The organism is Rhodococcus phenolicus (assembly GCF_001646785.1).
Lineage (GTDB): Bacteria > Actinomycetota > Actinomycetes > Mycobacteriales > Mycobacteriaceae > Rhodococcus > Rhodococcus phenolicus.
On sequence record NZ_LRRH01000062.1, the window covers coordinates 1 to 21,068 of the forward strand.

At 68.4% G+C, this 21,068-nt stretch carries 24 protein-coding genes; 19 read left to right on the forward strand and 5 right to left on the reverse strand.

Annotation, left to right across the window (positions count from 1 at the left end; all coding sequences use genetic code 11):
• The coding region (locus A8G15_RS31470) for a hypothetical protein (RefSeq protein ID WP_211270193.1) at window positions 1–180 on the reverse strand (180 nt) is incomplete at its 3' end.
• 20 nt (window positions 181–200) lie between these two features.
• Here A8G15_RS31470 and A8G15_RS17975 point away from each other — a divergent pair.
• The 13 genes from A8G15_RS17975 to A8G15_RS18035 all read left to right on the forward strand — a co-directional run bounded on the left by A8G15_RS17975 (window position 201) and on the right by A8G15_RS18035 (window position 11,823).
• Window positions 201–389 (forward strand): hypothetical protein, encoded by a 189-nt coding sequence (locus tag A8G15_RS17975; protein ID WP_068162629.1) that lies wholly within the window; start codon window positions 201–203, stop codon window positions 387–389.
• A 275-nt stretch (window positions 390–664) separates the two neighbouring features.
• On the forward strand, window positions 665–1,477 hold the full coding sequence (locus A8G15_RS17980; protein ID WP_068162485.1) for an MlaE family ABC transporter permease: 813 nt from the start codon (window positions 665–667) through the stop codon (window positions 1,475–1,477).
• Entirely contained in the window at window positions 1,474–2,328 is an 855-nt protein-coding gene (locus tag A8G15_RS17985; protein ID WP_068162488.1) for an MlaE family ABC transporter permease, read from the forward strand. The genes A8G15_RS17980 and A8G15_RS17985 overlap by 4 nt, the downstream gene beginning before the upstream one ends.
• 1 nt (window position 2,329) lies before the next feature.
• Window positions 2,330–3,619 carry an MCE family protein gene (locus A8G15_RS17990; protein ID WP_068162491.1) on the forward strand — a complete coding sequence of 430 codons (1,290 nt, stop codon included), beginning with the start codon at window positions 2,330–2,332 and terminating at the stop codon, window positions 3,617–3,619.
• Window positions 3,616–4,653, forward strand: a complete 1,038-nt coding sequence (locus A8G15_RS17995) for an MCE family protein (protein ID WP_068162494.1) — start codon at window positions 3,616–3,618, stop codon at window positions 4,651–4,653. Before A8G15_RS17990 ends, A8G15_RS17995 begins: the two co-directional genes overlap by 4 nt.
• Window positions 4,650–4,868: a hypothetical protein gene (locus A8G15_RS18000; protein ID WP_156665449.1), complete on the forward strand. Its 219-nt coding sequence runs from the start codon at window positions 4,650–4,652 to the stop codon at window positions 4,866–4,868. Before A8G15_RS17995 ends, A8G15_RS18000 begins: the two co-directional genes overlap by 4 nt.
• A complete protein-coding gene (locus tag A8G15_RS18005) occupies window positions 4,868–5,917 on the forward strand; it encodes an MCE family protein (protein ID WP_068162632.1) in 1,050 nt (349 codons plus the stop codon). Before A8G15_RS18000 ends, A8G15_RS18005 begins: the two co-directional genes overlap by 1 nt.
• 8 nt (window positions 5,918–5,925) lie before the next feature.
• Complete coding sequence (locus A8G15_RS18010; RefSeq protein ID WP_068162636.1) at window positions 5,926–7,047, forward strand: MCE family protein; 1,122 nt, start codon at window positions 5,926–5,928, stop codon at window positions 7,045–7,047.
• Entirely contained in the window at window positions 7,044–8,123 is a 1,080-nt protein-coding gene (locus A8G15_RS18015; RefSeq protein ID WP_082899979.1) for an MlaD family protein, read from the forward strand. The genes A8G15_RS18010 and A8G15_RS18015 overlap by 4 nt, the downstream gene beginning before the upstream one ends.
• Window positions 8,120–9,340 carry an MlaD family protein gene (locus A8G15_RS18020; RefSeq protein ID WP_068162500.1) on the forward strand — a complete coding sequence of 407 codons (1,221 nt, stop codon included), beginning with the start codon at window positions 8,120–8,122 and terminating at the stop codon, window positions 9,338–9,340. The genes A8G15_RS18015 and A8G15_RS18020 overlap by 4 nt, the downstream gene beginning before the upstream one ends.
• A 67-nt stretch (window positions 9,341–9,407) precedes the next feature.
• Window positions 9,408–10,316: an oxygenase MpaB family protein gene (locus tag A8G15_RS18025; protein WP_068162503.1), complete on the forward strand. Its 909-nt coding sequence runs from the start codon at window positions 9,408–9,410 to the stop codon at window positions 10,314–10,316.
• A gap of 25 nt (window positions 10,317–10,341) precedes the next feature.
• On the forward strand, window positions 10,342–11,076 hold the full coding sequence (locus tag A8G15_RS18030) for an oxygenase MpaB family protein (RefSeq protein WP_245687887.1): 735 nt from the start codon (window positions 10,342–10,344) through the stop codon (window positions 11,074–11,076).
• Window positions 11,077–11,118: 42 nt separating this feature from the next.
• The gene (locus tag A8G15_RS18035; protein WP_068162508.1) at window positions 11,119–11,823 is read left to right on the forward strand and encodes a type 1 glutamine amidotransferase; all 705 of its coding nucleotides are present in this window, start codon (window positions 11,119–11,121) and stop codon (window positions 11,821–11,823) included.
• Between the two features lie 73 nt (window positions 11,824–11,896).
• Here A8G15_RS18035 and lhgO read toward each other — a convergent pair whose 3' ends face one another.
• On the reverse strand, window positions 11,897–13,096 hold the full coding sequence (lhgO, locus tag A8G15_RS18040; protein WP_068162511.1) for an L-2-hydroxyglutarate oxidase: 1,200 nt from the start codon (window positions 13,094–13,096) through the stop codon (window positions 11,897–11,899).
• A gap of 68 nt (window positions 13,097–13,164) precedes the next feature.
• Here lhgO and A8G15_RS18045 point away from each other — a divergent pair, with 68 nt between their 5' ends.
• Window positions 13,165–13,503 carry a winged helix-turn-helix domain-containing protein gene (locus A8G15_RS18045; protein ID WP_068162514.1) on the forward strand — a complete coding sequence of 113 codons (339 nt, stop codon included), beginning with the start codon at window positions 13,165–13,167 and terminating at the stop codon, window positions 13,501–13,503.
• 30 nt (window positions 13,504–13,533) lie between these two features.
• Here A8G15_RS18045 and A8G15_RS18050 read toward each other — a convergent pair whose 3' ends face one another.
• Together A8G15_RS18050 and A8G15_RS18055 are read right to left on the reverse strand one after the other, a co-directional pair.
• On the reverse strand, window positions 13,534–14,730 hold the full coding sequence (locus A8G15_RS18050) for an FAD-dependent monooxygenase (RefSeq protein WP_068162515.1): 1,197 nt from the start codon (window positions 14,728–14,730) through the stop codon (window positions 13,534–13,536).
• A 43-nt stretch (window positions 14,731–14,773) separates the two neighbouring features.
• Entirely contained in the window at window positions 14,774–16,024 is a 1,251-nt protein-coding gene (locus A8G15_RS18055; RefSeq protein WP_068162518.1) for an MFS transporter, read from the reverse strand.
• A 90-nt stretch (window positions 16,025–16,114) separates the two neighbouring features.
• Between A8G15_RS18055 and A8G15_RS18060 the strand changes: the two genes are divergently transcribed.
• The 4 genes from A8G15_RS18060 to A8G15_RS18075 all read left to right on the forward strand — a co-directional run bounded on the left by A8G15_RS18060 (window position 16,115) and on the right by A8G15_RS18075 (window position 19,614).
• A complete protein-coding gene (locus tag A8G15_RS18060) occupies window positions 16,115–16,921 on the forward strand; it encodes an IclR family transcriptional regulator (protein WP_156665457.1) in 807 nt (268 codons plus the stop codon).
• A gap of 75 nt (window positions 16,922–16,996) precedes the next feature.
• Window positions 16,997–18,067 (forward strand): cupin domain-containing protein, encoded by a 1,071-nt coding sequence (locus A8G15_RS18065; RefSeq protein ID WP_068162526.1) that lies wholly within the window; start codon window positions 16,997–16,999, stop codon window positions 18,065–18,067.
• A gap of 5 nt (window positions 18,068–18,072) precedes the next feature.
• Window positions 18,073–18,894: a fumarylacetoacetate hydrolase family protein gene (locus tag A8G15_RS18070; protein WP_068162529.1), complete on the forward strand. Its 822-nt coding sequence runs from the start codon at window positions 18,073–18,075 to the stop codon at window positions 18,892–18,894.
• A gap of 6 nt (window positions 18,895–18,900) precedes the next feature.
• Window positions 18,901–19,614, forward strand: a complete 714-nt coding sequence (locus A8G15_RS18075; RefSeq protein WP_068162532.1) for a maleylpyruvate isomerase family mycothiol-dependent enzyme — start codon at window positions 18,901–18,903, stop codon at window positions 19,612–19,614.
• 82 nt (window positions 19,615–19,696) lie between these two features.
• Here the strand turns inward: A8G15_RS18075 and A8G15_RS18080 are convergent, their stop codons facing one another.
• Window positions 19,697–20,089, reverse strand: a complete 393-nt coding sequence (locus A8G15_RS18080) for an excalibur calcium-binding domain-containing protein (protein WP_068162536.1) — start codon at window positions 20,087–20,089, stop codon at window positions 19,697–19,699.
• A 133-nt stretch (window positions 20,090–20,222) separates the two neighbouring features.
• Between A8G15_RS18080 and A8G15_RS18085 the strand changes: the two genes are divergently transcribed.
• Complete coding sequence (locus A8G15_RS18085) at window positions 20,223–20,999, forward strand: alpha/beta fold hydrolase (protein ID WP_068162540.1); 777 nt, start codon at window positions 20,223–20,225, stop codon at window positions 20,997–20,999.
• The last annotated feature ends 69 nt before the right edge of the window (window positions 21,000–21,068 follow it).

The window sequence follows — 21,068 nt, forward strand, 5'->3', positions numbered from 1 at the left end:
GCGGCGGTCGCGGGGGCCGGTGGGTCTGCCGGTGGTCCGTCGCGCGGCCCCGGTGCCGTCTCCGCGCAACAGGGTCGTCACGCCCGTCTCGCTCCACGTCGCGGTTTCGTCCGGCGCGCGGCGTTCCCTGCCTTCCGTCCGCCCATCGTCCAGGAGTCCGACCGGTGCTCGATGCTGCACGCAAAGTCCTGTCCTACGAGATGTCCGTCGCCGAGTTCGCCGGCCTCGTCGTTCTCGTCGCCATTCCCTACGGCTTGATCGGTGTGGTCTGGACGCTCACCCACACCTCGCACCTCGCCGACATGGAGGGCGTCGATCTGGTGATCTCGTTCCTCGGATCCGTCGTCTGCTGGCCGGTGCTGACCTTCTCCGACGTTTGTATGACCTGACGGGTATCGGCGTTCTCGTAGTGCTCCCGACGTGGATGGGAGAGGGGCCGGACCGTTTCGCGAAAACGGCTGTCGGTAGCCGGTTGTTCGCAGGTCGTGGGCATTCGCTCCCGTTCCCTCTCCGTCGGGAGCACCGTCACAACCGGTGAGAATCGCGGTTCACTTAGCTCTTGCTCTGCACCGGTGGGTGTGTCACACTTCACCTCGAATCCACGTCTGCTTCCGTACCCGATCGACGGAGCCACCCCTGTGCGAAAACCGAAGGGATGCAGTAGATGACCTATGAATTGCCGGCTCCTCGTGGGCCGGTTCGCGACGTCGCGACCGAGGGTGGTTTCCTCATCGGGTTCGCCGTTCAGTCGCTGGTCGTAACGCTCGTCGCGGTGTTGCGGCGCCGGCTGTCGCTGCACGAGACGGTCACCCAGACGCTGTTCATCGGGCGCGTGTGCACGGGTCCGTCGCTGCTGCTGATGATCCCGGTCGGTGTGTTCATCGCAGTGTCGGTCGGCGAACTCGCCGGCCGCATCGGTGCCGGTGGTTATTCGGGCGCCGTCGTCGCGTTCATCATCGTCGGCCAGGCCTCCGCGCTCGTGTGTGCGCTCATGCTCGCGGGGGTGGCAGGCTCGGCCATCTGCACCGACCTCGGTTCGCGCAAGATCCGCGAGGAGATCGACGCGATGGAGGTCATGGGACTCGACGTTCTCGAACGTCTCGTCGCGCCCCGCCTCGTCGGCGCGGTCGTCGTCTCCCTCGCGCTGTGCTCGATGGTCACCCTCGGTGGTGTCGGCGCGTGCTGGCTCTACCACATCTACGTCCAGCATCTGCCCGCCGGAACGTTCATGGCGACCTTCGCCGAATACGGCCGACCGGCGGATTTCGTGATGGCGCTGGTCAAGTCGGCCGTGTTCGGTCTGCTCTCCGCGCTCGTCGCGACGTTCAAGGGCCTGCACACCAAGGGAGGCCCGCGCGGCGTCGCCGATGCGGTCAACGAAGCGGTCGTCATCGCCTTCGCACTCGTGTTCATCGTCAACACCGCGCTCTCGGCGCTCTACACGGTCATCGTTCCGGCGGTGGGTGAGTTCCGGTGACACTGGCCACCCGCGAACCGGTTCTCACCGCGACCCGCGCGGCCACCCGTGTCGGCGACAACCTCGCGACACTCGGCATGCACGTGTCCTTCTACTTCCGCACGCTCGCGTCCATTCCCTACGCGCTCAGCAAGTTCCGCAAGCATGTGATCGCGCAGATCAGCGAGGTCAGCTTCGGCACCCAGTCCCTGCTCTCCGGAGGCGGCACGATCGGCATCGTGTTCGCGATGTCGCTCGCCGCGGCCATGATGCTCGGCGTCGAAACACAGCGCGGTCTCGAACTGGTGGGCATGACCACCATGTCGGGCATGCTGTCCGCAGTCGCGAACACCCGCGAGCTCGCCCCCGTGGTCGTCGCGATCGCCTTGTCCGCGAAGGTCGGTGTCGGCTTCACAGCGCAGATCGGTGCCATGCGGATCTCCGACGAGATCGACGCGCTCGACTCGATGGCCATCCGGTCGATCCCGTTCCTCGCGGCGACACGCGTGCTCGCGGCGATGGTCTGTGTCATCCCGATCTACATGATCGGCCTGCTCGCGAGCTACCTGTCCACACGTCTGGTCGTCGTGGTCTTCAACGGCGCGTCGGCCGGCACGTACGACTATTTCTTCCACCTCGTGCTCACCCCCCAGGATCTGCTGTACTCCGGAATAAAGGCCATGGTCTTCGCGATCGTCGTCAGCCTCGTGCACTGCGCATACGGGTACTACGCGTCGGGTGGGCCTGCGGGTGTGGGTGCCGCGGCCGGCCGGGCCCTGCGCACCGCGATCCTGTCGATCGGGGTCCTCGACGTGCTGCTGACGTTCGCGCTGTGGGGTCTGGTTCCCGAAGTTCCCGGAATGGGGGTGTGAGGTGGATCGACCCACATCACGTCAGAGAACGAAGTACATCCTGTGCGGAGCCCTGAGCCTGTGCGTCGCGGCGGGTGTCGCGGCGGGCATGGTGCTGCGCGGAACGGGAACGTTCGAGGACACGACCGACGTCTTCGTCGAGGTGCCGGCTGCCGTGGGTCTCGTCAACGGCGGTGCGCCCGTGCGTTACCACGGTGTCGAGGTCGGGCGGATCGCCTCCGTCGAGGCCGGTTCGACCGAGTCCCAGGTGCGCCTCGCGATCGACTCCGGCGCGGCGGAGCTCGTCCCGGCGGCAGTGCTCGCCCGCGTCGTGCCCCGCACGTTCTTCGGGGACATCTACGTCGAACTCGTCGACCCGGCCACCGGTACCGATCCCGCGGCCCCGGTGCCGTCCGGCAGCCAGGCCACGGCAGCCTCCGCAGCGAGCACGCTCGGGCAGGTCGACACCATCGCGGTCGACTCGGGTCCCGAAGCCGTCGCGATGTACGACGTGTTCACGAAGATGGCAGGCGTGCTCGACGAGATGCGCCCCGACCAGCTCTCGGTCGCACTGAGCGCCTTGAGCAGCGCGCTCGAGGGGAACGGCGAGACCATCGGCCGCACGATCGACCGCTTCACCGCGGTCAGTGATCAGATGGCCCCCGCCGCCGCCGAATTCCTCGACGCGACACCGCAGTTCGTCGAGGTCATGCGGTCGTTGTCGCTCGCCACCCCCGACATCGTCGGGATGGTCGCGTCCGCGGCGGAGGTGTCCGGCGCGATCGTCGAGAACCGTGACCGGCTGGCCGACACCTTCGACGCGGCGACACTGCTCGCCGCCTCGGTCGACGGATTCGCCGGTGAGCGCCGGGATGCGATGATCACCGTCACCGATTCGATCGGGACGATCCTCGCCACGACCGCTGCCAACCCGAGCGGGCTGTACAGCACCCTCGAGAACGCCGAGTTGTTCGGCAACGCCGGCGCGAGGGTCTTCGCGACCGGACGGTTCAACATCACCGCGGTGCCGTCGTTCGCCGACCCGCTGCCGTACACCTCGGCGGACTGCCCGGCCTACGGTTCGCTCACCGGACTCGAATGCAACAGTCCTGCCAACGGCACCTACAGCGCGCCAACGCGGATCGTCGGCGGGCCCGAGGAAGCAGAACCGCTGCGGCTGCTCGAGGACGCTCTCGGTGCGGCCGGGGTGACCGTTCCCGCCGGGCTCGACGCGACCGGAGCGGCGCCGAACCCCGCGACGACGTTCATCCTCGGCCCGCTCGTCCGTGGAAGCGAGGTGCAGATCCCGTGAAACTCACGCGTTCCCAGGTGGTGTCGCTCGTCGCCTACTGTGCCGTTGGCGCGGTCTGCGGATCCCTGGTGTTCAACACCCTCGCCGTCCCGGTTCGCGGCTCCACCGACCGGTACGTCCTCGAATTCACCGATGTGGAAGGCCTCAACGTCGGCAATCCCGTCACGGTGTCCGGTGTGCGCGTCGGTCGGGTCGACTCGGTCGATGTCGCCGACACGGACGGCGGGGCCGCGCTCGCGCGGGTGACCGTCGAGATCGAGGGCGATCAGGTGCTCACCGGCGACGTGCAGGCGGCCGTGCGGTACGGCGACATGCTCGGTGCCCGGTACGTGGCGATCACGATGCCCGAACCGTATGTCGACGCGCCCGGTTCGTCCGAGGTGCTCGCGCCCGGCTCGGTGGTTCCGGTCTCGCAGACGACACCTCCGGTCGACCTGACGGCGCTGATGAACGGGTTCCGGCCGTTGTTCGATTCGCTGCCGCCCGAGGAGGTCAACGTCCTCGCCCGCAACATCACCGACACGTTCAACGGACGCGGCGACGCCGTCGCCCAGTTCCTGGACCGGGTCGCGACCCTGACCGGCAGCCTCGGCGACCGCGAGGACATTCTCGGTGAGGTCGTCGACAAGACGACCCGGCTGCTCGGCACCCTCGACAACCGCAGCGACGAGCTCACCTCACTCGTGAACGGGCTTGCCGTACTCGGTGATTCCGTCGTCGGAGACGGAACGGATCTCGCCGAGTTCCTCGACACCGGCAGCGCGACGGTCGACGAACTCGCCGACATCATGGCGCAGTCCGACGGCGCCTTCACGCGCTCGCTCGCGAGCCTCGCGTCCGTCACCGACACCTGGATCGCGAACACCCCGGAGTTCGAACGCATGGTGGCGAATCTCCCGAACTTCGCGAACCAGATCAACCACACCGGCCAGTACGGAAGCTTCGTGAGCCTCTACCTGTGCAATTTCACCCTGAAAGCAGGCGACGCAGAAGTGAACATCTTCGGTCCGACCCACTCGTCGGTGTGCCGATGATCCTGTTGACACGACTCATCGACCTCGTCGTCCGCGGTGTCCACTCGCTCGGAGGCCGTAACGGACGGATCCTGCAGAGTTTCGCCTGGATGTTCGTCGTCGTCCTCGGCGCGGGTGTCACGCTCGTCGCGATCGGGGTCGCACACATCGACGATCTCGTGGACGTGCTGGAGAACTCCGCGGCATCCGTACCGGGGGAGGGGACGCCACAATGATGTTCCTGGTCAAACTGATCGACGTGTTCGTCGGTGCACTCGAGTTCCTGTTCGGGTTCGGCCGCCGGCAGAACACCTCGCACATGCCGCTGGTGCTCGGCACCATCGGCATCGTCGTCCTAGTCGTCGGCCTCGGTGCCGCGATCGGCATCCCGCGCTTCTGGTACCAGGCCCGAACAGAGGCGTACACAGCGGAATTCGCGAACGCCGCCGGTCTGGCGACCGGCGACCCCGTGTACGTCGCGGGTGTCCCCGCCGGACGGGTCGAGAACATCGTGCTCGCAGGCGACCACGTCGACGTCGAGTTCCGGCTCGACCGCAACCGCACGGTCGGCAACACCTCCACCGCGTCGGTCCGCCTCGAAACGGTGCTCGGCAAGCGCTATCTCGACGTACGCCCGGGTGGTGTCGACGACGGCGCCGACACGATCCCGCTCGATCGCACGACCGTCCCCTACTCGCTCGACGAGGTCGGTGCCGGTGCCGAGCGCGTCTCGCAGGAACTCGATCTCGACGCGATGGAACAGATGATGACCACGCTGTCGCAGGTGATGCCGTCCGACAGCGACCAGGTCGAACGCACCCTCACCGGTATCAGCGCGGCGTCGACCGCGTTCGGCCGGCACAGTGAACAGTTCGACCAGCTGCTCGAGATGTCGCGCCGGCTGTCGGTGATGGCCGTCGACCAGCAGGACTCCCTCGTCGCAACCGCGGTGGACGCACGCACTCTCGTGCAGACCATGTCGGTCCGCAAGGAGGCCCTGACCGGACTCGCGAACAACCTCCGCGCCGTCATCGCGACCCTGTCGCAGACGTTCACGGAGAACCGGGAGGAAGCGGACCGGCTCGTGGCCAACCTGACCGCCGTGACCGCGACGCTGCAGCAGAACTCGGACAACGTCGCCGCACTCATGATCCAGCTGCCGCCTGCGCTGCGCACCGTCACCGACGCCACCGGCAACGGCACCTGGGCCGACGTCACGACGCCCGCCGCGGTCCTGCCCGACAACCTTCTGTGCGCGATGGGAGTGATGCAGGAATGTCGGTGACACAGGAAATGCCGGGGAGCGAACAGGCCACCGCCGCCACCGGGCCGTCGAACCGGAAGAAGATCGTCTCGCTCCTCGTGGTCGCGCTTCTCATGATCGCTGTGCCCGCCTGGTACGTCTTCGGCCGCACCGACCGGGTCACCACCGTGCAAGCCGACTTCGAGTACGTCAACGGTATCTACACCGGCAGCAAGGTCGCCGTCCTCGGCGTCGGGGTCGGTACCGTCACGGGGATCGAACCGCAGGGCACCTCGGTCCGGGTGACGATGACCGTTCCGGAGTCGGTGAAACTGCCCGCCGACGTCTCCGCGTACGTGATGAGCCCGGCGATCATCAGCGAGCGCTACATCGAACTGGGACCGGCCTACACCGACGGCCCGCAGTTGCCCGACGGCACCGTGATCCCGATCGAGCGCACACACTCGCCGATCGACATCGACGGCATGCTCGGCAGCCTGTCGACGCTCGTCGACTTCATGGGTCCGGAGGGCGGTGACGTCGGATCGGTGCTCGCCAGCGGCGCGCAGACGTGGGAAGGCCAGGGCGAGGCGTTCAACAACGCCATCCGCGACCTCAGCGCCGCCACCGGCGTCGTCGGCGGAACCTCCGACGACTTCTCGGTGCTCGTCGAGAACCTGACGACGCTCATCGACGCGATGGACGCGCGCCAGGTGTCCCTCGACAGCATGATCGAGGACATGTCCACGCTGTCGACGGTGTGGCAGGACGCGGATCTCGACATCACCGTGCCGCTCGAGGAGCTGCAGACGGTCTTCGCCGAACTCGACAGCTTCGTCACCGAACACCAGGAGAGCTTCGGGGCGATCTCGGCGAACCTGGAGGGGCTCGGCTACGCCCTGACCGACAATCAGGCCGGGCTCGCGGAGTTCATGGATCTCGTGCCGCTGATGATGCAGAACCTCGAGAACACGGTCGGCCCGGACGGACGCAGCCGCATCCGGCTGAACGTGTCGACGAACCTGACGCAGTTCGAGGTCGCCGGCCCGCTGTGCGCGCAGTACAAACTGCCGTTGTGCACCGGCGCCGGATTCACCAACCCGATCTCGTTCCCGATCAGCGCGTCCGATCCGCTGGGAATCGTCACCGCTATCACCGGGGGGAACCCGTGACCACGCCACCGTCCCTTTCGTCCCGGCGCGGTATCCGGCTCGCCGCGCTCGCCGTCGCGGCGGCGGGCACCGTCACCGTGTCCGCCTGCGGTTACGGCATCCAGGATCTCCCGGTCGGGCGGTCCGCCGGGGCCGGCGCGTTCGACGTCGAGGTGCAGTTGCCGAGCGCCGACGGCATCGTGCTGGGCGCCGACGTCCGGTACGGGCAGCAGATCGTCGGGCGGGTCGCGTCGCTGAGCACCGCGACCACCGGCGCGAACCTGCAGGTCTCGCTGCAGCGCGAACTCGAGGTCCCGAGCAACGTCCTCGTGTCGGTGGAGATTCCGTCCGCATTGGGCAGCCCGTACCTGCGACTGGTCACCCCCGTGGACGCGGCATCGGACCGGTTGTCCGACGGAGACGTGATCGCCGTGGAGAACACCGATCTCGGCCCGCGGGTCGAGACGATGCTCGCCGCGCTCGGCAACGTCGTCAGCGGCAGCGGAATGGACCAGCTCGCGACCGTCGTCGACGAACTGAACGTCGCGTTCACCGGACGCTCCGATCGGGTTCAGTCGCTCGCCGACACCGCAACCGACCTGATGACACGGGCGATCGATCAGCAGACCGCGTTCGACGAGGCGATGACGCTGGCCGCCGACGTCACCCGGCGCATGGCCGACGAGGAGCAGGCGATGGACACCTACCTCGCGAACACCGCGGGTGCGGTGGATGTGCTCGTCGCGCAGCGCGACTCGATCTCCGCGCTCCTCGACTCGACGACGCGGCTCGCCGGGAACGTGCAAGCACTGACCGGTGCCGTGCCGCAGGGCACGGCCGGGTTCCTGATCGACGCGGAGACGGTCGCGTCCACCCTCCAGGCATTCAACGACAGGATGGGCAGCACCCTCGTGGCGATGAACGCGTTCATGGACGCCTTCGGCAGATCCGTCCGCGGCGACTACCTCGTCTTCGACGGGGCGCTCGAGATCCCGGAGAGCATCGACACCGTCCTGACCGGTGGCTACTTCACCGGAACCCCGCCCGAACCGTCACCCACGTCGCTGCAGGATCTGCTCGGAGGGGGCAACCGATGAAGAAGATCGTCCTCGTCCAGCTCGTCCTGTTCGTGCTGGCGGCCCTGGTCGTGGTGCCCTACGGGATCTACTACATCGTCGGTCCTCGCGGACTCGGCGACGAGATGCGGCTGTCCGCGTATGTCGACGATGCGCTCGGTGTCTCGGAGGGCACCGTCGTCACCTACCGCGGTGTCCAGGTCGGTACCGTCTCGGCGGTGGCGGTCGAACCGCAACGCGGCGGCGCCCGGCTCGAGCTCGAACTCGAGGGCAGCACCGAGATCCCGGCAGACTCGATCGCGAAGATCACCCAGGGCACGCTCGCCGGCATGCTCAACGTCGACATCTTTCCGCGTGTGGATCACGGGCCGTATCTCGCGAACGGCGACTCGATCGACATGCCCGCCGACGAACAGCCGGTCCAGATCGCCGAGACGCTCGCGAGCACATCCGCGCTGCTCGACACCGTCGAGCCCGGCGCCGTCGCCACCGTCGGTGCCGAACTCGGCGCGGCGTTCCAGGGCCTCGGTCCCGATCTGGCGCGTCTCATCACCGACGCCGACGACCTGTCCGGCCGGCTCGAGACCCACGCGACGGACCTCACCGGACTACTCAGCCGCACAGCCGGTCTGACGTCCACGATGGCGGACAACTCCGCGCAGTTCGTCGACGGCATGGCCGCGGCCCGCACGATCGCGGACACGTTGTACGCCAACGAGGACCGGATCGGGGAGATGATGACGACGACCCCGGACGCGATGCGCCGCGCCGACGGTGTGCTCGCCGCCAACGAGGAGTCGTTCGCGGCGGTGCTCGCCAACCTCGTCGATGTCGCACCGATCATCTCGGATCGTTCGGCCGCCCTGCAGACCGGTCTGGTCGCCATCCCCGCGGGGCTGGCCGCGCTCGAGTCCATCGTGCACGGTGACCGCGCGGACTTCGCGCTCATCGCGACGCAGGGCCCGGTGTGCGTGTACGACACACCCCGCCGTCAGCTCGGCGACGAGTCGCCGGTGACGGTGGATCTCACCCACTACTGCCCGCCCGGTGAGGATCACGGCCAGCGCGGCGCGCAGAACGCCCCGCGGCCGAACGATCTGGGCGTGACGAACCGGACGACCCCCGGCACGGTCATCGGCCCGCCGGTCGTTGCCGACCCGATCCTCATCCCTGCGGGCGAAGAACTCGCGGCCTTCTGGCGGATGCTGCTCCAGGGCATCGGCAGCGAAGGGAACTGACAGGCAGGGAACGCCCATCCCGCGCCGATCCGGCGCTACCGTCCGAACAGAACCTCAGGAGGACCCGATGCCCGCGCATTACCTCGACGAAGCTGTGGATACCGAACCCGTGCTGACTTCCGCACGCACCCGCATCAAGATCACCAGTGGCCCGAACAGGTGGAGCCGCAAGCAGCACGCTCTGTCCGATGCCATCGACTTCTGGTCGTTCGCCGGTGCCGCCGCGAACGTGATCATGCAGCTGGGCTGGCCGGAGGTCGCGTACGGCGTCATGGAGAGCCGTGTGCCGTCCGGATCGCTCGTCCACCATCCGTGGAAGCGTGCTCGCACCACCACGCAGTACCTGGCGGTCGCGATCCTGGGCACGGACGAGGAGCGCGTGGCGTTCCGCGAGGCCGTCAACGGTGCGCACCGCCAGGTTCGCTCCGACGAGAACAGCCCCGTGAAGTACAACGCGTTCAACCGCGAACTGCAGATGTGGGTCGCCGCGTGCCTCTACGTCGGCATCGAGGACAGCTACCAGTTGCTGCACGGCGCCCTCGACGACGAGCAGATCGAAGACTTCTATTCCACCGCATCGAAACTCGGGACGACTCTGCAGGTCACCGAGGAGATGTGGCCCGCCACGCGCGCCGACTTCGAGCGCTACTGGAACCGCGGGTGCGAGCGTGTCGTGTTCGACGAGACCACCAAGCAGTTCCTGCTGGATCTCGTCGGGCTGAAGATGATCAACTGGCCGATGCGGATGATGTTCCGGAACCTGCTGAAGTTCCTCACGATCGGGACGTTGCCGCCGTACTTCCGCGAACAGCTCGGGCTGAGCTGGAGCGAGGACGACCGCCGCCGTTTCGAGCACCTGTTCATCTTCGTCTCGTTCGTCAACCGGTTCATCCCCAAGTTCATCCGGCACGGCGGCAGCCTGGCGCTGATGGCCGACCTCCGCCGTCGCATCGAGTCCGGTAAGAACATCATCTGAGCGGTCGGCCGGGCTCACCGTGGTCGTGTACTCGACCGACATCGATCCGGACGGTCTGCTGCGCCGGTATCTCGGCGACCGGAGGTTCCTGCTCGCGCTGCCGCGCGCTGTGGGACTGCAGATGCTGCATCCGGCGATCGCTGCGGGAATGGAACATTCGCGAACGCCGCGACGACTGTGGCTGCACAAGAGGCATACCGTTCCGCTGTTGATCCGGATGGCCTACGACGACACCGACCTGTCGTCGATCATCCGGCGCGGACACGAGCACATCAAAGGCGTCGACGATCTCGGCCGCCGCTATCACAGCCTGAACCCGGACCTGTTCCAGTTCCAGCACGCCACCTACGTGGACACGCTCGTCACCATGATCGAGACGTTCGTGCGGCCGCTGACCGCCGGCGACCGGGAGGATCTGTACCGCGACTGCGGCGCGTGGTATCGCCGATACGGGATCAGCGACCGGGGGTTACCGGACACGTGGGCCGGGTTCGCCGCGTGGTTCGACGACACCTGCCGCGCCGTGCTGCACCGGACCGCGCGGGGCGATGCCTACCGGGATCAGGTGCTGCGTCCCCGGGACTGGGTGCAGCGACGCGTGCCCACCCGCGCCGTCCGCGGGCTGATGCATCCCGTCGCGCAGGAGCTGTGGGACATCGAGGTCACCGCGGGCGATCGGCGTGCGTTGCACCGCTACGTGCTGCGACGCAAGGCGGTCGCGGCACTGTCCCGTCGCCCTCCAGCCGTCGTCCGGCTCTGAAACGGACTACCGCGCGTAACATTCGGCTGCCATGATGTGGCGATGACTTCTGGCTTCCTCGAACTGCGGCACGTCGAGTGCGAAGGACCCGCCGAGTATCTGCCGGCGCTGGAGGAGTACGGCCCGGTGCGCACGGTCCGGTTGTGGCGGGAGCCGCTGCCCGACACGCTCGACCACCGGGCCATCGTCGTCATGGGTGGCCCGATGGGTGCGTACGACGGTGCGGTCGTCCCGTGGATCGACGACGAGATCGACTATCTGCGTTCGGCTCTCGCTGCGGGTGTCCCGGTGTGGGGGGTGTGTCTGGGTGCGCAGTTGCTGGCCGCCGCGCTGGACGCGAAGGTGTACCCGGGCGGCGCACCGGAGGTCGGGGTGTGCGATGTGGAACTGACCGACGCGGCAGCCTCGGATCCGGTGTGGGGCGAGGTGCCGGCGAGTTTCCCGACCCTGCAGTGGCACGGCGACACGTTCGATCTGCCCGTGGGGGCGACGCTGCTCGCGTCGTCGCCGGCCTACCCGAACCAGTTGTTCCGGCACGGCCGCAGCTACGGCGTGCAGTTCCACCTCGAGGCCGGCCCCGAGGTCGCCGCCGAGTGGCTCGCGATCGACGAGTATCGCGGCGCACTCGAACGCACCCTCGGAGCGGGCGCGGCCGAGGCGGTGCTCGCGGAACTCGGCTCGGTGCACTCGCAGACGTCGGCGCAGGCGCACGCGGTCATGACGCGGTGGCTCGAGTCGATCGCCTGAGCGCCGATCGCCCGTGTTGCGCACGGTGACATGCATCTGCCGCCAACGGATCTCGTGACAGTTCGCCGAGGGATCAGGGCGCGACCCGTTCGAGTGCTGCGTCGACGAGGTATTCGGCGATCGCCATCGACGACGTCGCGCCCGGGGAGGGCGCGTTGCGCAGGTGTACCAGACGTCCGTGTCCGGTGACGACGAAGTCGTCCTCGAGGCTGCCGTCCGGATTCATCGCCTGGGCGCGGATTCCGCGCGGTCCGCGCTCGACGTCGGCGGCGGTGAGACCGGGCACGTATTTCGCCGCTTCGGTGACGAATTCGCGGGTGCTCACCGCGGTCCTCAGTTCCCGCAGTGCCGCGGGCACGTTGCGGACCGCGAACCGTGCGAACCCGGGGAAGGCGAGCGCGTCCCACAGGTCCCGCGCGGATCCGGAGCGCCGGTCGTACGCCTCCCGGCCGGGGGCGAGGAAAGCGTTGGGGCCGAGCATGATCGAGCCGTCTATTCGCTTGGTCAGATGCACGCCGAGAAACGGGTAACGTGGGTCCGGCACCGGGTAGATCAGGCCGCGCACCGTCGTGGACAGTTCGGGCCGGAGCAGGAAGTAGTCGCCGAGGAACGGCACGATCCGGGGGGTCGGCGCGTCGCCGGCGCCGCGGGCGAGCCGATCCGATTGCAGTCCCGCGCAGGTGATCACGAGATCGAATGCGTCGGATGCGGTTTCGGTTCCGACGAGGACCTCGTCGCCGCGGGGGCTCAGGTCGGTGACCTCGGTGCCCGTGCGGACGGTGCCGCCGCCCGCGACGACGTCGCCCGCGAAGGCGGTGGTGATGGCGACGTAGTCGACGATCGCGGTGTGCGGGGAGTGCAGCGCGGCGATACCGCGTGCCCGCGGTTCGATCGCCTCGATCTCGCCGGGTCCGATCCGCCGGATCCCGGGCACCCCGTTCTCGGTCGCTCGTGCGCCGATGGCGTCGAGGCGGCCGAGTTCGGAGTCGTCGAGTGCGACGACGATCTTTCCGCACTCCTCGTACGGCAGGTTCCGTTCGGCCGTGTAGTCGCGCAGCAGGTCCACGCCGCGCCGGCACAGTCGTGCCTTGAGGCTGCCGGGCGTGTAGTACAGCCCGGCGTGGACGACGCCGCTGTTGTGTCCGGTCTGGTGCGCGGCGAGGTCGCGTTCCTTCTCGAACAGGGTGACGGTGGCGCCGCACTCGGTGAGCCGGCGCGCGGTTGCGGCGCCGATGATTCCGCCGCCGACGACCGCGGTCCGTAGGGCATTCATGCGCGCAATGGTAGGTGCCGCCCCGCGACAATAATGTCAGTTGTACGTAAAAGTGTTATGGTCGAGCCATGGGTTTCAAGTACGAGAACGTCGCGACCGACCTGAAGCACCGGCTGGCCTGGAAGGAATGGGCCGTAGGCGATCAGCTTCCCGGCGTGCACGAACTCGCCGCGCACTACGGGGTCTCCCCGTCCGTCGTGAAGGACGCGCAGGACGTGCTGCGGATGGAAGGCCTCATCGAGACGCGCCGCGGAAGCGGATCCTACGTCCTGGCGATCCCCGAGCCGGGGGACATGACGCTCGGGATGCACCGGCAACTCGCCGCCCTGCGCGACGACCTGGTCACCGCCCGCGAGGCACTGGCCAGTGCCGAGCGCCGCCTCGCGTCGCTCACCGGAACGGAGTGACACGAGGCGGAGTGCGCCGACGGGTGGGAATCAGCGGCGGCGGTCCGAGTTGTAGCCCCACAGCCAGTCGGTGTACTTGTAGCTGGACGTGTCGCGGATGCGGAACAACTCGTTGCGGGCTTCGCGTCCGGCCCCGTCGAGGTGCCACAGGTCGCCCCACATGCGGCCGACGGTGAGGATGCGGTTGCAGCGCGGGGCGCGCTCGGCGTTGACGTCGTGCAGGATCTTCGTCCAGTTCCGCGGGTCGCCCTGCAGGTCCTCGGCCGCGTAGTCGGCGAGGCACTTGGCATCCTCGAGGGCCATCACGGCGCCGGACGCGAGGTACTGCAGCGGCGGATGCGCGGCGTCGCCGAGCAGCATCATGCGGCCGTCGACCCAGTTGTCGACCGGGTTGCGGTCGAACATCGGCCACCACCGGTCGGTCCACAGGTACTTCAGCGCGGCCCGGACGCTCTCGTGGCAGTGATCGTAGGCGTGCGCGAGTTCCTCGGGGCTGCCCCACTTCTCCTCACCGCGCAGGAACGCCGGCGACTGGAACACGGCGACCTGGTTGAGCATGTCACCACCGCGCAGGGGGTACTGGATGAAGTGGCAGCGCGGGCCGATGTAACCGACGACGTCCTCGATCTCCTCCTCGAGTGGCACCTCGCTCATCGGGAAGGTCCCGCGGAACGCAACGTATCCGGAGCCGACCGGCTTGTCGTCGTGCAGCTTGGCCCGCAGCCGCGAATGCAGGCCGTCCATTCCGAGCGCCACGTCGCCGACGTGCTCGGAGCCGTCCGCGAGGATGACGCGGACGGTGTCACCGTCGTTGACGACGTCCTGCACGGCGGAGTCGACGCGCAGGTCGGCACCGGCCTTGCGGGCGGCCTCGACGAGCACCGAATGCAGATCGGACCGGTGCACGACGAAGTACACGCCGCCGTAGTGTTCCTGGTATTCGCGCCCGAGGTTGACCTTGGTGAGGATCTCCGCGGTCACCGCGTCGCGGAAGACGAGATTCTTGGGCAGAACCCCCTTGGCGATGACCTCGTCGTAGACACCGAGCGACTGCAGGATGCGGCTGCCGTGCGGTCCGATCTGCAAACCGGCGCCCACCTCGCCGAATTCGGCGGCCTGCTCGAACAGGGTGACGTCGGCGCCCTTCAGGGCAAGGGCGAGGGCGTTGGCGACACCGCCGATACCGCCCCCGGCGATGAGAACGCGGGCGTTCTTCAGATCGGACATGACACTCCTTGGACTCGAAAACGGTGGGGTCGGGGGCTTCGGCTCAGTGCGCGGCGACCGGGCGAGGTGCTTCGTGGCGGGGAGAGAAGGACTTCCAGATGATCGTGAGCAGCAGCGACGAGGCCAGGGCGCTGACACCGAACAGCAGGAAGTTGGAGTTCGCGCCGAATCCCGCGGCGAGCAGCCAGCCGCCGATCTGCGGGGCGGCGACCGCTCCGATCCGGCCCACGCCGAGCGCCCAGCCCAGTGCGGTGCCGCGCAGGTGATCGGGGTAGTAGGACGCGACGGCCGCGATGATCAGGGCCTGCGTGCCGTGGGTCCCGACACCGGCGAGCACGAAGATCAGGTAGACGACGGCGACCGGCGGGTTCAGCAGCAGGGCGAGCAGCGCGATACCGGCGACCAACGCCGCGACGACGCTCGTCGGCACCGAGCCGAAGCGCACCCCGCCCCAGGCCGTGATGAACGATCCGGCGACCGCGCCGAGATTCAGCGCGAGGGCGAAGGTCAGTGCGCTGCCGAGGTCGGTGCCCTCGCCCTGCATGAGCTTCGGCAGCCAGGTGCCGAGGCCGTACCAGGCCAGCAGGGTCACGACGGTGACGGCCGCGAACATGATGCTGATGACCCGGAAGTTCGGTCCGAGCAGTTCCCGGAAGCCACCGGCCGACTTGTGGTCGTTGTGCAGGACGGTGGTGTTCGGCAGCACCTTCAGCGCCAGCGGCACGAGAACGACCAGCGGAATCAGGGCGAACAGGAACATCGGGCGCCAGCCCCAGTTCGGGATCACCGGGATGCCGAGCAGCGCCGCGATCGATCCGCCGATCGGCACACCGGACATCATCATCGTCGCGACGGCGGCACGCCACTTGTCCGGAACCAATTCGGCGGCAAGGGCATTCGAGGTCGGCACCAGTCCGCCCAGGCCGATGCCCGCGATCAGGCGCAGGATCCCGAAGACGGCCGGGTTGGGCGCGAGCGCACACAGGGTGGTGAACACCGACAGCGCCACGACGCAGCCGATCACGGCCTGCTTGCGTCCGACGGCGTCGGAGAGCCGGCCCGCGAGCACGGCTCCGATCATCATGCCGACGAACGCGAGGCTGCCGAGTGTGCCGGCGGTCGAGGGGCTGATGCCCCATTCGTTCTGCAGGCTGGAGATGACGTTGCCGTAGACGATGAGGTCGTAACCGTCGAAGACGACGAACAGCCAGCACACGATGACCGCGATCATCTTGCCGCGGGGCAGAACGATGTTGCCGTCGCGCGTGGTGGCGACGTCGGGCGTGGAATGCATTCCTCCACGGTGGTGCGTGGCGCGCGTCTCATGCAATAAAGTTCTTGTGTGCAGAATAAACCGATCGGGACGATCCGGAAGCCGACGTACATGCTCGAGTCGGTGGACAACGCGCTGCGCCTGCTGCAGATGCTGCGCGACGTCGGGGCGGTCCGCCTGAAGGACGCCGCGACCGAACTGGGGATCGCGCCGTCGACGGCCCACCGGCTGCTCGCGATGCTCGTCTACCGCGGATTCGCGATGCAGGACGAGAAGCGCCTGTACCACCCCGGTCCGGCCATGGGCGTCGGCCCGGCCCGGCAGGGCTGGACCCGCCGGTTCACCGATCTGAGCCGTCCGCACATGGAAGCCCTCGCCGCGCTCGCCGGCGAGACGATCAACCTCGTGGTGCGGGTCGGTACCCAGGCGCGCTTCCTGTGGACCGCCGAGACCGAATCGATCCTGCGCGTCGGCGATCGCCAAGGTCAGGTGCTTGCTGCCGAACTGACGGCCGGGGGTCGCATCCTCCTCGCTGAGCTTCCGCGACCGGTCCTCGAACAGCTCTACCTGCGGCCGGTGGGCGAGGCGGGCGACCGCTCGCCGGCGTACGAGACGGACCGGCGGATGGCGGTCGGGGAGTTCGAGGAATTCGTGCACGAACTCGAGGCCGCGCGGCGGGTCGGTTTCGCCGTCAACGTCGAGCAGACCGAGGAGGGGGTCGCGGCGATCGGCGTCGCGATCCGCAACGGCACGGGCCGCGCGATCGGCGCGCTCACCGCCGCGGTTCCCGTCAACCGGTACCGGCAGCACCTGCGCGGTCACCTGGTGGCTCAGTTGCAGGCCGCGGTGCGCGGTATCGAGGTCGACGTCGCGGACGTCGATGAAACGGAGGCAGAGGATTCCGCAGAGCAGAATTAGATATCTTCCGGCGTGACGGCCGCCCTACCTTGGAGTCGACGACGAATCCGAGCCGGACGTTTCGCGAGGAGAACCATGACTGCGACCGAGCCCGTCGACCCGGAGCTGCAGCAGCTCTATGCCGACTTCGAGACCGAGCACCTCAACCCCCTGTGGACCCAGCTCGGCGATCTCATGCCGATGACCCCGACCTCGAAGGCCGTGCCCTTCGTGTGGAAGTGGTCGACGCTGTACCCGCTCGCGCAGCGTGCCGGTGATCTCGTGCCCGTCGGCCGCGGCGGTGAACGCCGTGCCATCGCCCTCGCGAACCCCGGCCTGGGCGGCGTTCCCTACGTCACCCCCACGTTGTGGGCGGCGATCCAATATCTCGGCCCCAAGGAAACCGCGCCCGAGCATCGCCACGCGCAGAACGCATTCCGCTTCGTCGTCGAAGGTGAAGGCGTGTGGACCGTGGTCAACGGTGACCCGGTCGCGATGCGCCGCGGCGACTTCCTGCTCACCCCGGGCTGGAACTTCCACGGCCACCACAACGAGACCGATCAGCCGATGGCGTGGATCGACGGTCTCGACATCCCGTTCGTCCACTACACGGACACCGGGTTCTTCGAGTTCGGCTCCGACGGGGTCACCGACGAAGGCACCCCGGACGTGTCGCGTTCGGAACGCCTCTGGGCACACCCCGGCCTGCGGCCGCTCGTCGGACTGGATCGCAAGACCAGTTCGCCGATCGCGTGCTACCGCTGGAAGTACACCGACGCCGCACTGAACGAGCAGCTCGCCCTCGAGGACGAGGGTTTCGCGGCCACCCCGGAACCGGGCCACGCGGCCATCCGCTACACCAATCCCACGACCGGCGGCGACGTCATGCCGACGATCCGCGCCGAGTTCCACCGGCTGCGCCCCGGCGCCCACACCCGGCCCCGGCGCGACGTCGGCTCCGTCGTGTTCCAGGTCTTCGAGGGCGAGGGCCGGTTCACCCTCGACGGCGTCGACCGGGACGTGACGAAGGGCGACATGATCGTCGTCCCGTCGTGGGTCGAATGGTCGCTGACCAGCGCCGACGGCATCGACCTGTTCGCCTTCTCCGACGCGCCGATCGTGGAGCGTCTGCACTTCAACCGCACCATCATCTCCGAAGGAGCCTGACCCCCATGCGACTCGCCACCCTCCGTCTCGACGGCGGTACCGCCGCTGTCCGCGTCGACAGCGATTCCGCCGCCACCGTGATCGACGGCTACGCCGACCTGTCCGCGCTGCTCGGCAACCCCGACTGGAAGTCCGTGGCCGAGCAGGCGTCGGGCAAGACCGTCGACCTCGCCGCCGCCGACTACGCACCGGTCGTGCCGAGCCCCGGCAAGATCGTGTGCGTCGGCCTGAACTACGCGACCCACATCAAGGAGATGGGCCGCGACCTGCCCGAGTACCCGACACTGTTCTCGAAGTTCAAGGAAGCGCTCACCGGCCCCTACGACGACGTCGTCGTCCCCGCCTACGCAGCGTCGCAGCTGGACTGGGAAGCCGAGCTCGCCGTCGTCATCGGCAAGCAGGCCTACCGGGTCGCCGAGGCGGACGCCGCCGAGTACATCGCCGGCTACTCGGTGATCAACGACTACACGATGCGCGACTACCAGTACCGGACGCTGCAGTGGGACCAGGGCAAGACCTTCGAGAAGACCAGCGGCTTCGGCCCGGTCCTCGACACCGACTACCGGCTGGGAACCGGCATCGAGACGCGTCTCGAGGGTGAGGTCATGCAGTCGTCGAACACCAGCGATCTGGTGTTCACCCCGGCGAAGCTCGTCGACTACATCTCCCACATCGTCACCCTGCAGCCGGGCGACGTCGTCATCACCGGCACCACCGGTGGTGTCGGCCACGCCCGCAAGCCCGCCCGCTACATCCAGGACGGCGAGGTGTGCGAGGTGACCATCGAGGGCCTCGGCACCGTCAAGAACAAGACCGTCGTCAAGTAGGACATCGTGGGATTCAACGATCTCGAACTGTCCGAGCGGCTGCTCGTCGCGCGGCGCGGCACCGCCTATCTGTCGCAGCGGCTCGCGGAACTGACCGACGACGAGCTCGACGGCCCCACACTGCTCGACGGGTGGACCCGCCGCCATCTCGTCGCGCACCTCGGCTACAACGCCGCGGCGCTGTGCCGCCTGATGGACTGGGCCGCCACTGGTGTCGAGACGCCGATGTACGCCTCGCCGGAACAGCGTGCGCAGGAGATCGCCGAAGGGTCGACCCTGAGCGCGGCAGCTCTGCGGAACCTGTTCGCGCACACTGTTGCCCGCCTCGACGAGAAGTGGCGGAACCTTCCGCGGTCGGCGTGGCAGGCGCAGGTCCGCACCGCGCAGGGCAGGCTCGTCCCCGCTGAGGAGACCGCGTGGATGCGCACCCGTGAGGTGTGGATCCACGCCGTCGACCTCGGCAACGGCGGCCGCTTCGGTGACTTCCCCGAGGTGGTGCTCGATTCACTGCTCGACGACATCGTGGGTATGTGGCGCAAGAAGGGTCTCGGCACCGGCCTCGTCCTCGAGGTCGACGGCCGCGAACCGCTCCGCGTCGTCGAGGACGAGGCGGTCGAGCACACCGTGCGCGGTCCGCTCGCCGGCATCGTGCGCTGGGCTGCCGGCCGGGGCGCCGTCGGTGTCACCGGGGGCGAGGCGACGCCACCGCGCTGGCTCTGACCACCGGTTGCTCCGGGGCCGCACCCCGGGGTGATGGGACCATTCACCTTGTCAGACCGGATGAATGGTCCCATCACCGTTTCTAGCGGGGATCCCGCTCGCAGGCGACACCGTCGCCGTCGCGGTCGAGCTTCGGCGCGTACCCCGCCTCGCCGCGGTAGAGCGGCGCCACACCGGCGTTCCACGCCTCGGTGCAGTTCTTGTAACCGCTGCTCGGTGCGGCCGGCGCCGGGGACGCCGGCGGTGCCGGGGGTGCGGGCGCTGCAGGAGGAGCCGGGGGAGCCGGAGGCGCCGGGGGAGCCGGCGGTGCGGGCGGTGCGGGCGGCGCGAACAGGCCCGCGGATCCGCTCGGGAAGATGTCGGCGACGCCGGTCGGCAGCAGATCGGTGAGGCTGAACGCGTTGGCGGTCGTGGGGGCGACCACGGTGAGCGAAACACAGCCGAGCGCCGCGATCGCGAAACGACGGAACTTCATTCGCGCTTGTTCCTTTCGGGAAAGGGGAGGGGACGGCCGAACGGCCGACCGAACCGGATAATCGGGAACATCCAGACCATCGTTACGAGTTGCCGCGCGGCCGGAACTGCCGAGGCCACTAGGGTGGAAAACCATGAGTGACACCGCCACCGTGCAGTTCGACGACGTCTGCCTCGAGGTCCTCGTCGACGGCACGGGCCCCACCGTCGTCCTGCTGCCCTCGCTCGGTCGCGACTCGCTGGATTTCGACGACGTCGCAGCCGATCTCGCCGCCGCCGGATTCCGGGTGCTGCGCCCGCAGCCACGCGGTGTCGGTGCGAGCGAAGGACCGCTCGAGGGGCTGGACCTGCACGACCTCGCGGCCGACGTCGCGCACGTCCTCGAGCAGCTCGACGCGGCGCCCGCCGTGCTCGCCGGTCACGCGTTCGGTCACTACGTCGCCCGTGTCCTCGCCGCGGACCGGCCCGACCTGGTGCGGGGCGTCGCCGTCCTCGCCGCCGGCGCCCGGCATTTCCCGGAGTCTCTGACCGCTCGCGTCGCCCGTTGCTCGGACCTGACCCTGCCCGACGACGAACGGCTCGAGAACCTGGCCGCGGTGTTCTTCGCCGAGGGCAACGATCCGTCGGAATGGCTCGGTGGCTGGTGGCCCGACGCCATCGTCGCCCAGCGCGCCGCGATGGCCGCGACCGACAAGGAGTCGTGGTGGTCGGTCGCGCCGTCGCCTTTGCTCGACGTCCAGGCGGGCGAGGACGTCTTCCGCCCAGCCGACACCCGCGGTGAACTCCTCGATGAGTTCGGCGCCGGCAAGGTCACCACCGCCCTGATCCCCGGCTGCGGGCACGCGTTGATCCCGGAGGCACCGCACGACGTCGCGCTGGTGGTCGTCGACTGGATCCGCTCCCTCGGCTGACCCCCGCCTCTCCCGAGCGAAGGGTACATTCGCTGGGTCTGAGGAGACGAGCCCCGCACCTGCTCGAGG

Coding starts and splice junctions, on each gene's coding strand:
- A8G15_RS17975 (WP_068162629.1), top strand. CDS start 201: ATGTCCGTCGCCGAGTTCGCCGGCCTCGTCGTTCTCGTCGCCATTCCC.
- A8G15_RS17980 (WP_068162485.1), top strand. CDS start 665: ATGACCTATGAATTGCCGGCTCCTCGTGGGCCGGTTCGCGACGTCGCG.
- A8G15_RS18000 (WP_156665449.1), top strand. CDS start 4,650: ATGATCCTGTTGACACGACTCATCGACCTCGTCGTCCGCGGTGTCCAC.
- A8G15_RS18005 (WP_068162632.1), top strand. CDS start 4,868: ATGTTCCTGGTCAAACTGATCGACGTGTTCGTCGGTGCACTCGAGTTC.
- A8G15_RS18010 (WP_068162636.1), top strand. CDS start 5,926: ATGCCGGGGAGCGAACAGGCCACCGCCGCCACCGGGCCGTCGAACCGG.
- A8G15_RS18020 (WP_068162500.1), top strand. CDS start 8,120: ATGAAGAAGATCGTCCTCGTCCAGCTCGTCCTGTTCGTGCTGGCGGCC.
- A8G15_RS18025 (WP_068162503.1), top strand. CDS start 9,408: ATGCCCGCGCATTACCTCGACGAAGCTGTGGATACCGAACCCGTGCTG.
- A8G15_RS18035 (WP_068162508.1), top strand. CDS start 11,119: ATGACTTCTGGCTTCCTCGAACTGCGGCACGTCGAGTGCGAAGGACCC.
- lhgO (WP_068162511.1), bottom strand. CDS start 13,096: ATGAATGCCCTACGGACCGCGGTCGTCGGCGGCGGAATCATCGGCGCC.
- A8G15_RS18045 (WP_068162514.1), top strand. CDS start 13,165: ATGGGTTTCAAGTACGAGAACGTCGCGACCGACCTGAAGCACCGGCTG.
- A8G15_RS18050 (WP_068162515.1), bottom strand. CDS start 14,730: ATGTCCGATCTGAAGAACGCCCGCGTTCTCATCGCCGGGGGCGGTATC.
- A8G15_RS18055 (WP_068162518.1), bottom strand. CDS start 16,024: ATGCATTCCACGCCCGACGTCGCCACCACGCGCGACGGCAACATCGTT.
- A8G15_RS18060 (WP_156665457.1), top strand. CDS start 16,115: ATGCTCGAGTCGGTGGACAACGCGCTGCGCCTGCTGCAGATGCTGCGC.
- A8G15_RS18065 (WP_068162526.1), top strand. CDS start 16,997: ATGACTGCGACCGAGCCCGTCGACCCGGAGCTGCAGCAGCTCTATGCC.
- A8G15_RS18070 (WP_068162529.1), top strand. CDS start 18,073: ATGCGACTCGCCACCCTCCGTCTCGACGGCGGTACCGCCGCTGTCCGC.
- A8G15_RS18080 (WP_068162536.1), bottom strand. CDS start 20,089: ATGAAGTTCCGTCGTTTCGCGATCGCGGCGCTCGGCTGTGTTTCGCTC.
- A8G15_RS18085 (WP_068162540.1), top strand. CDS start 20,223: ATGAGTGACACCGCCACCGTGCAGTTCGACGACGTCTGCCTCGAGGTC.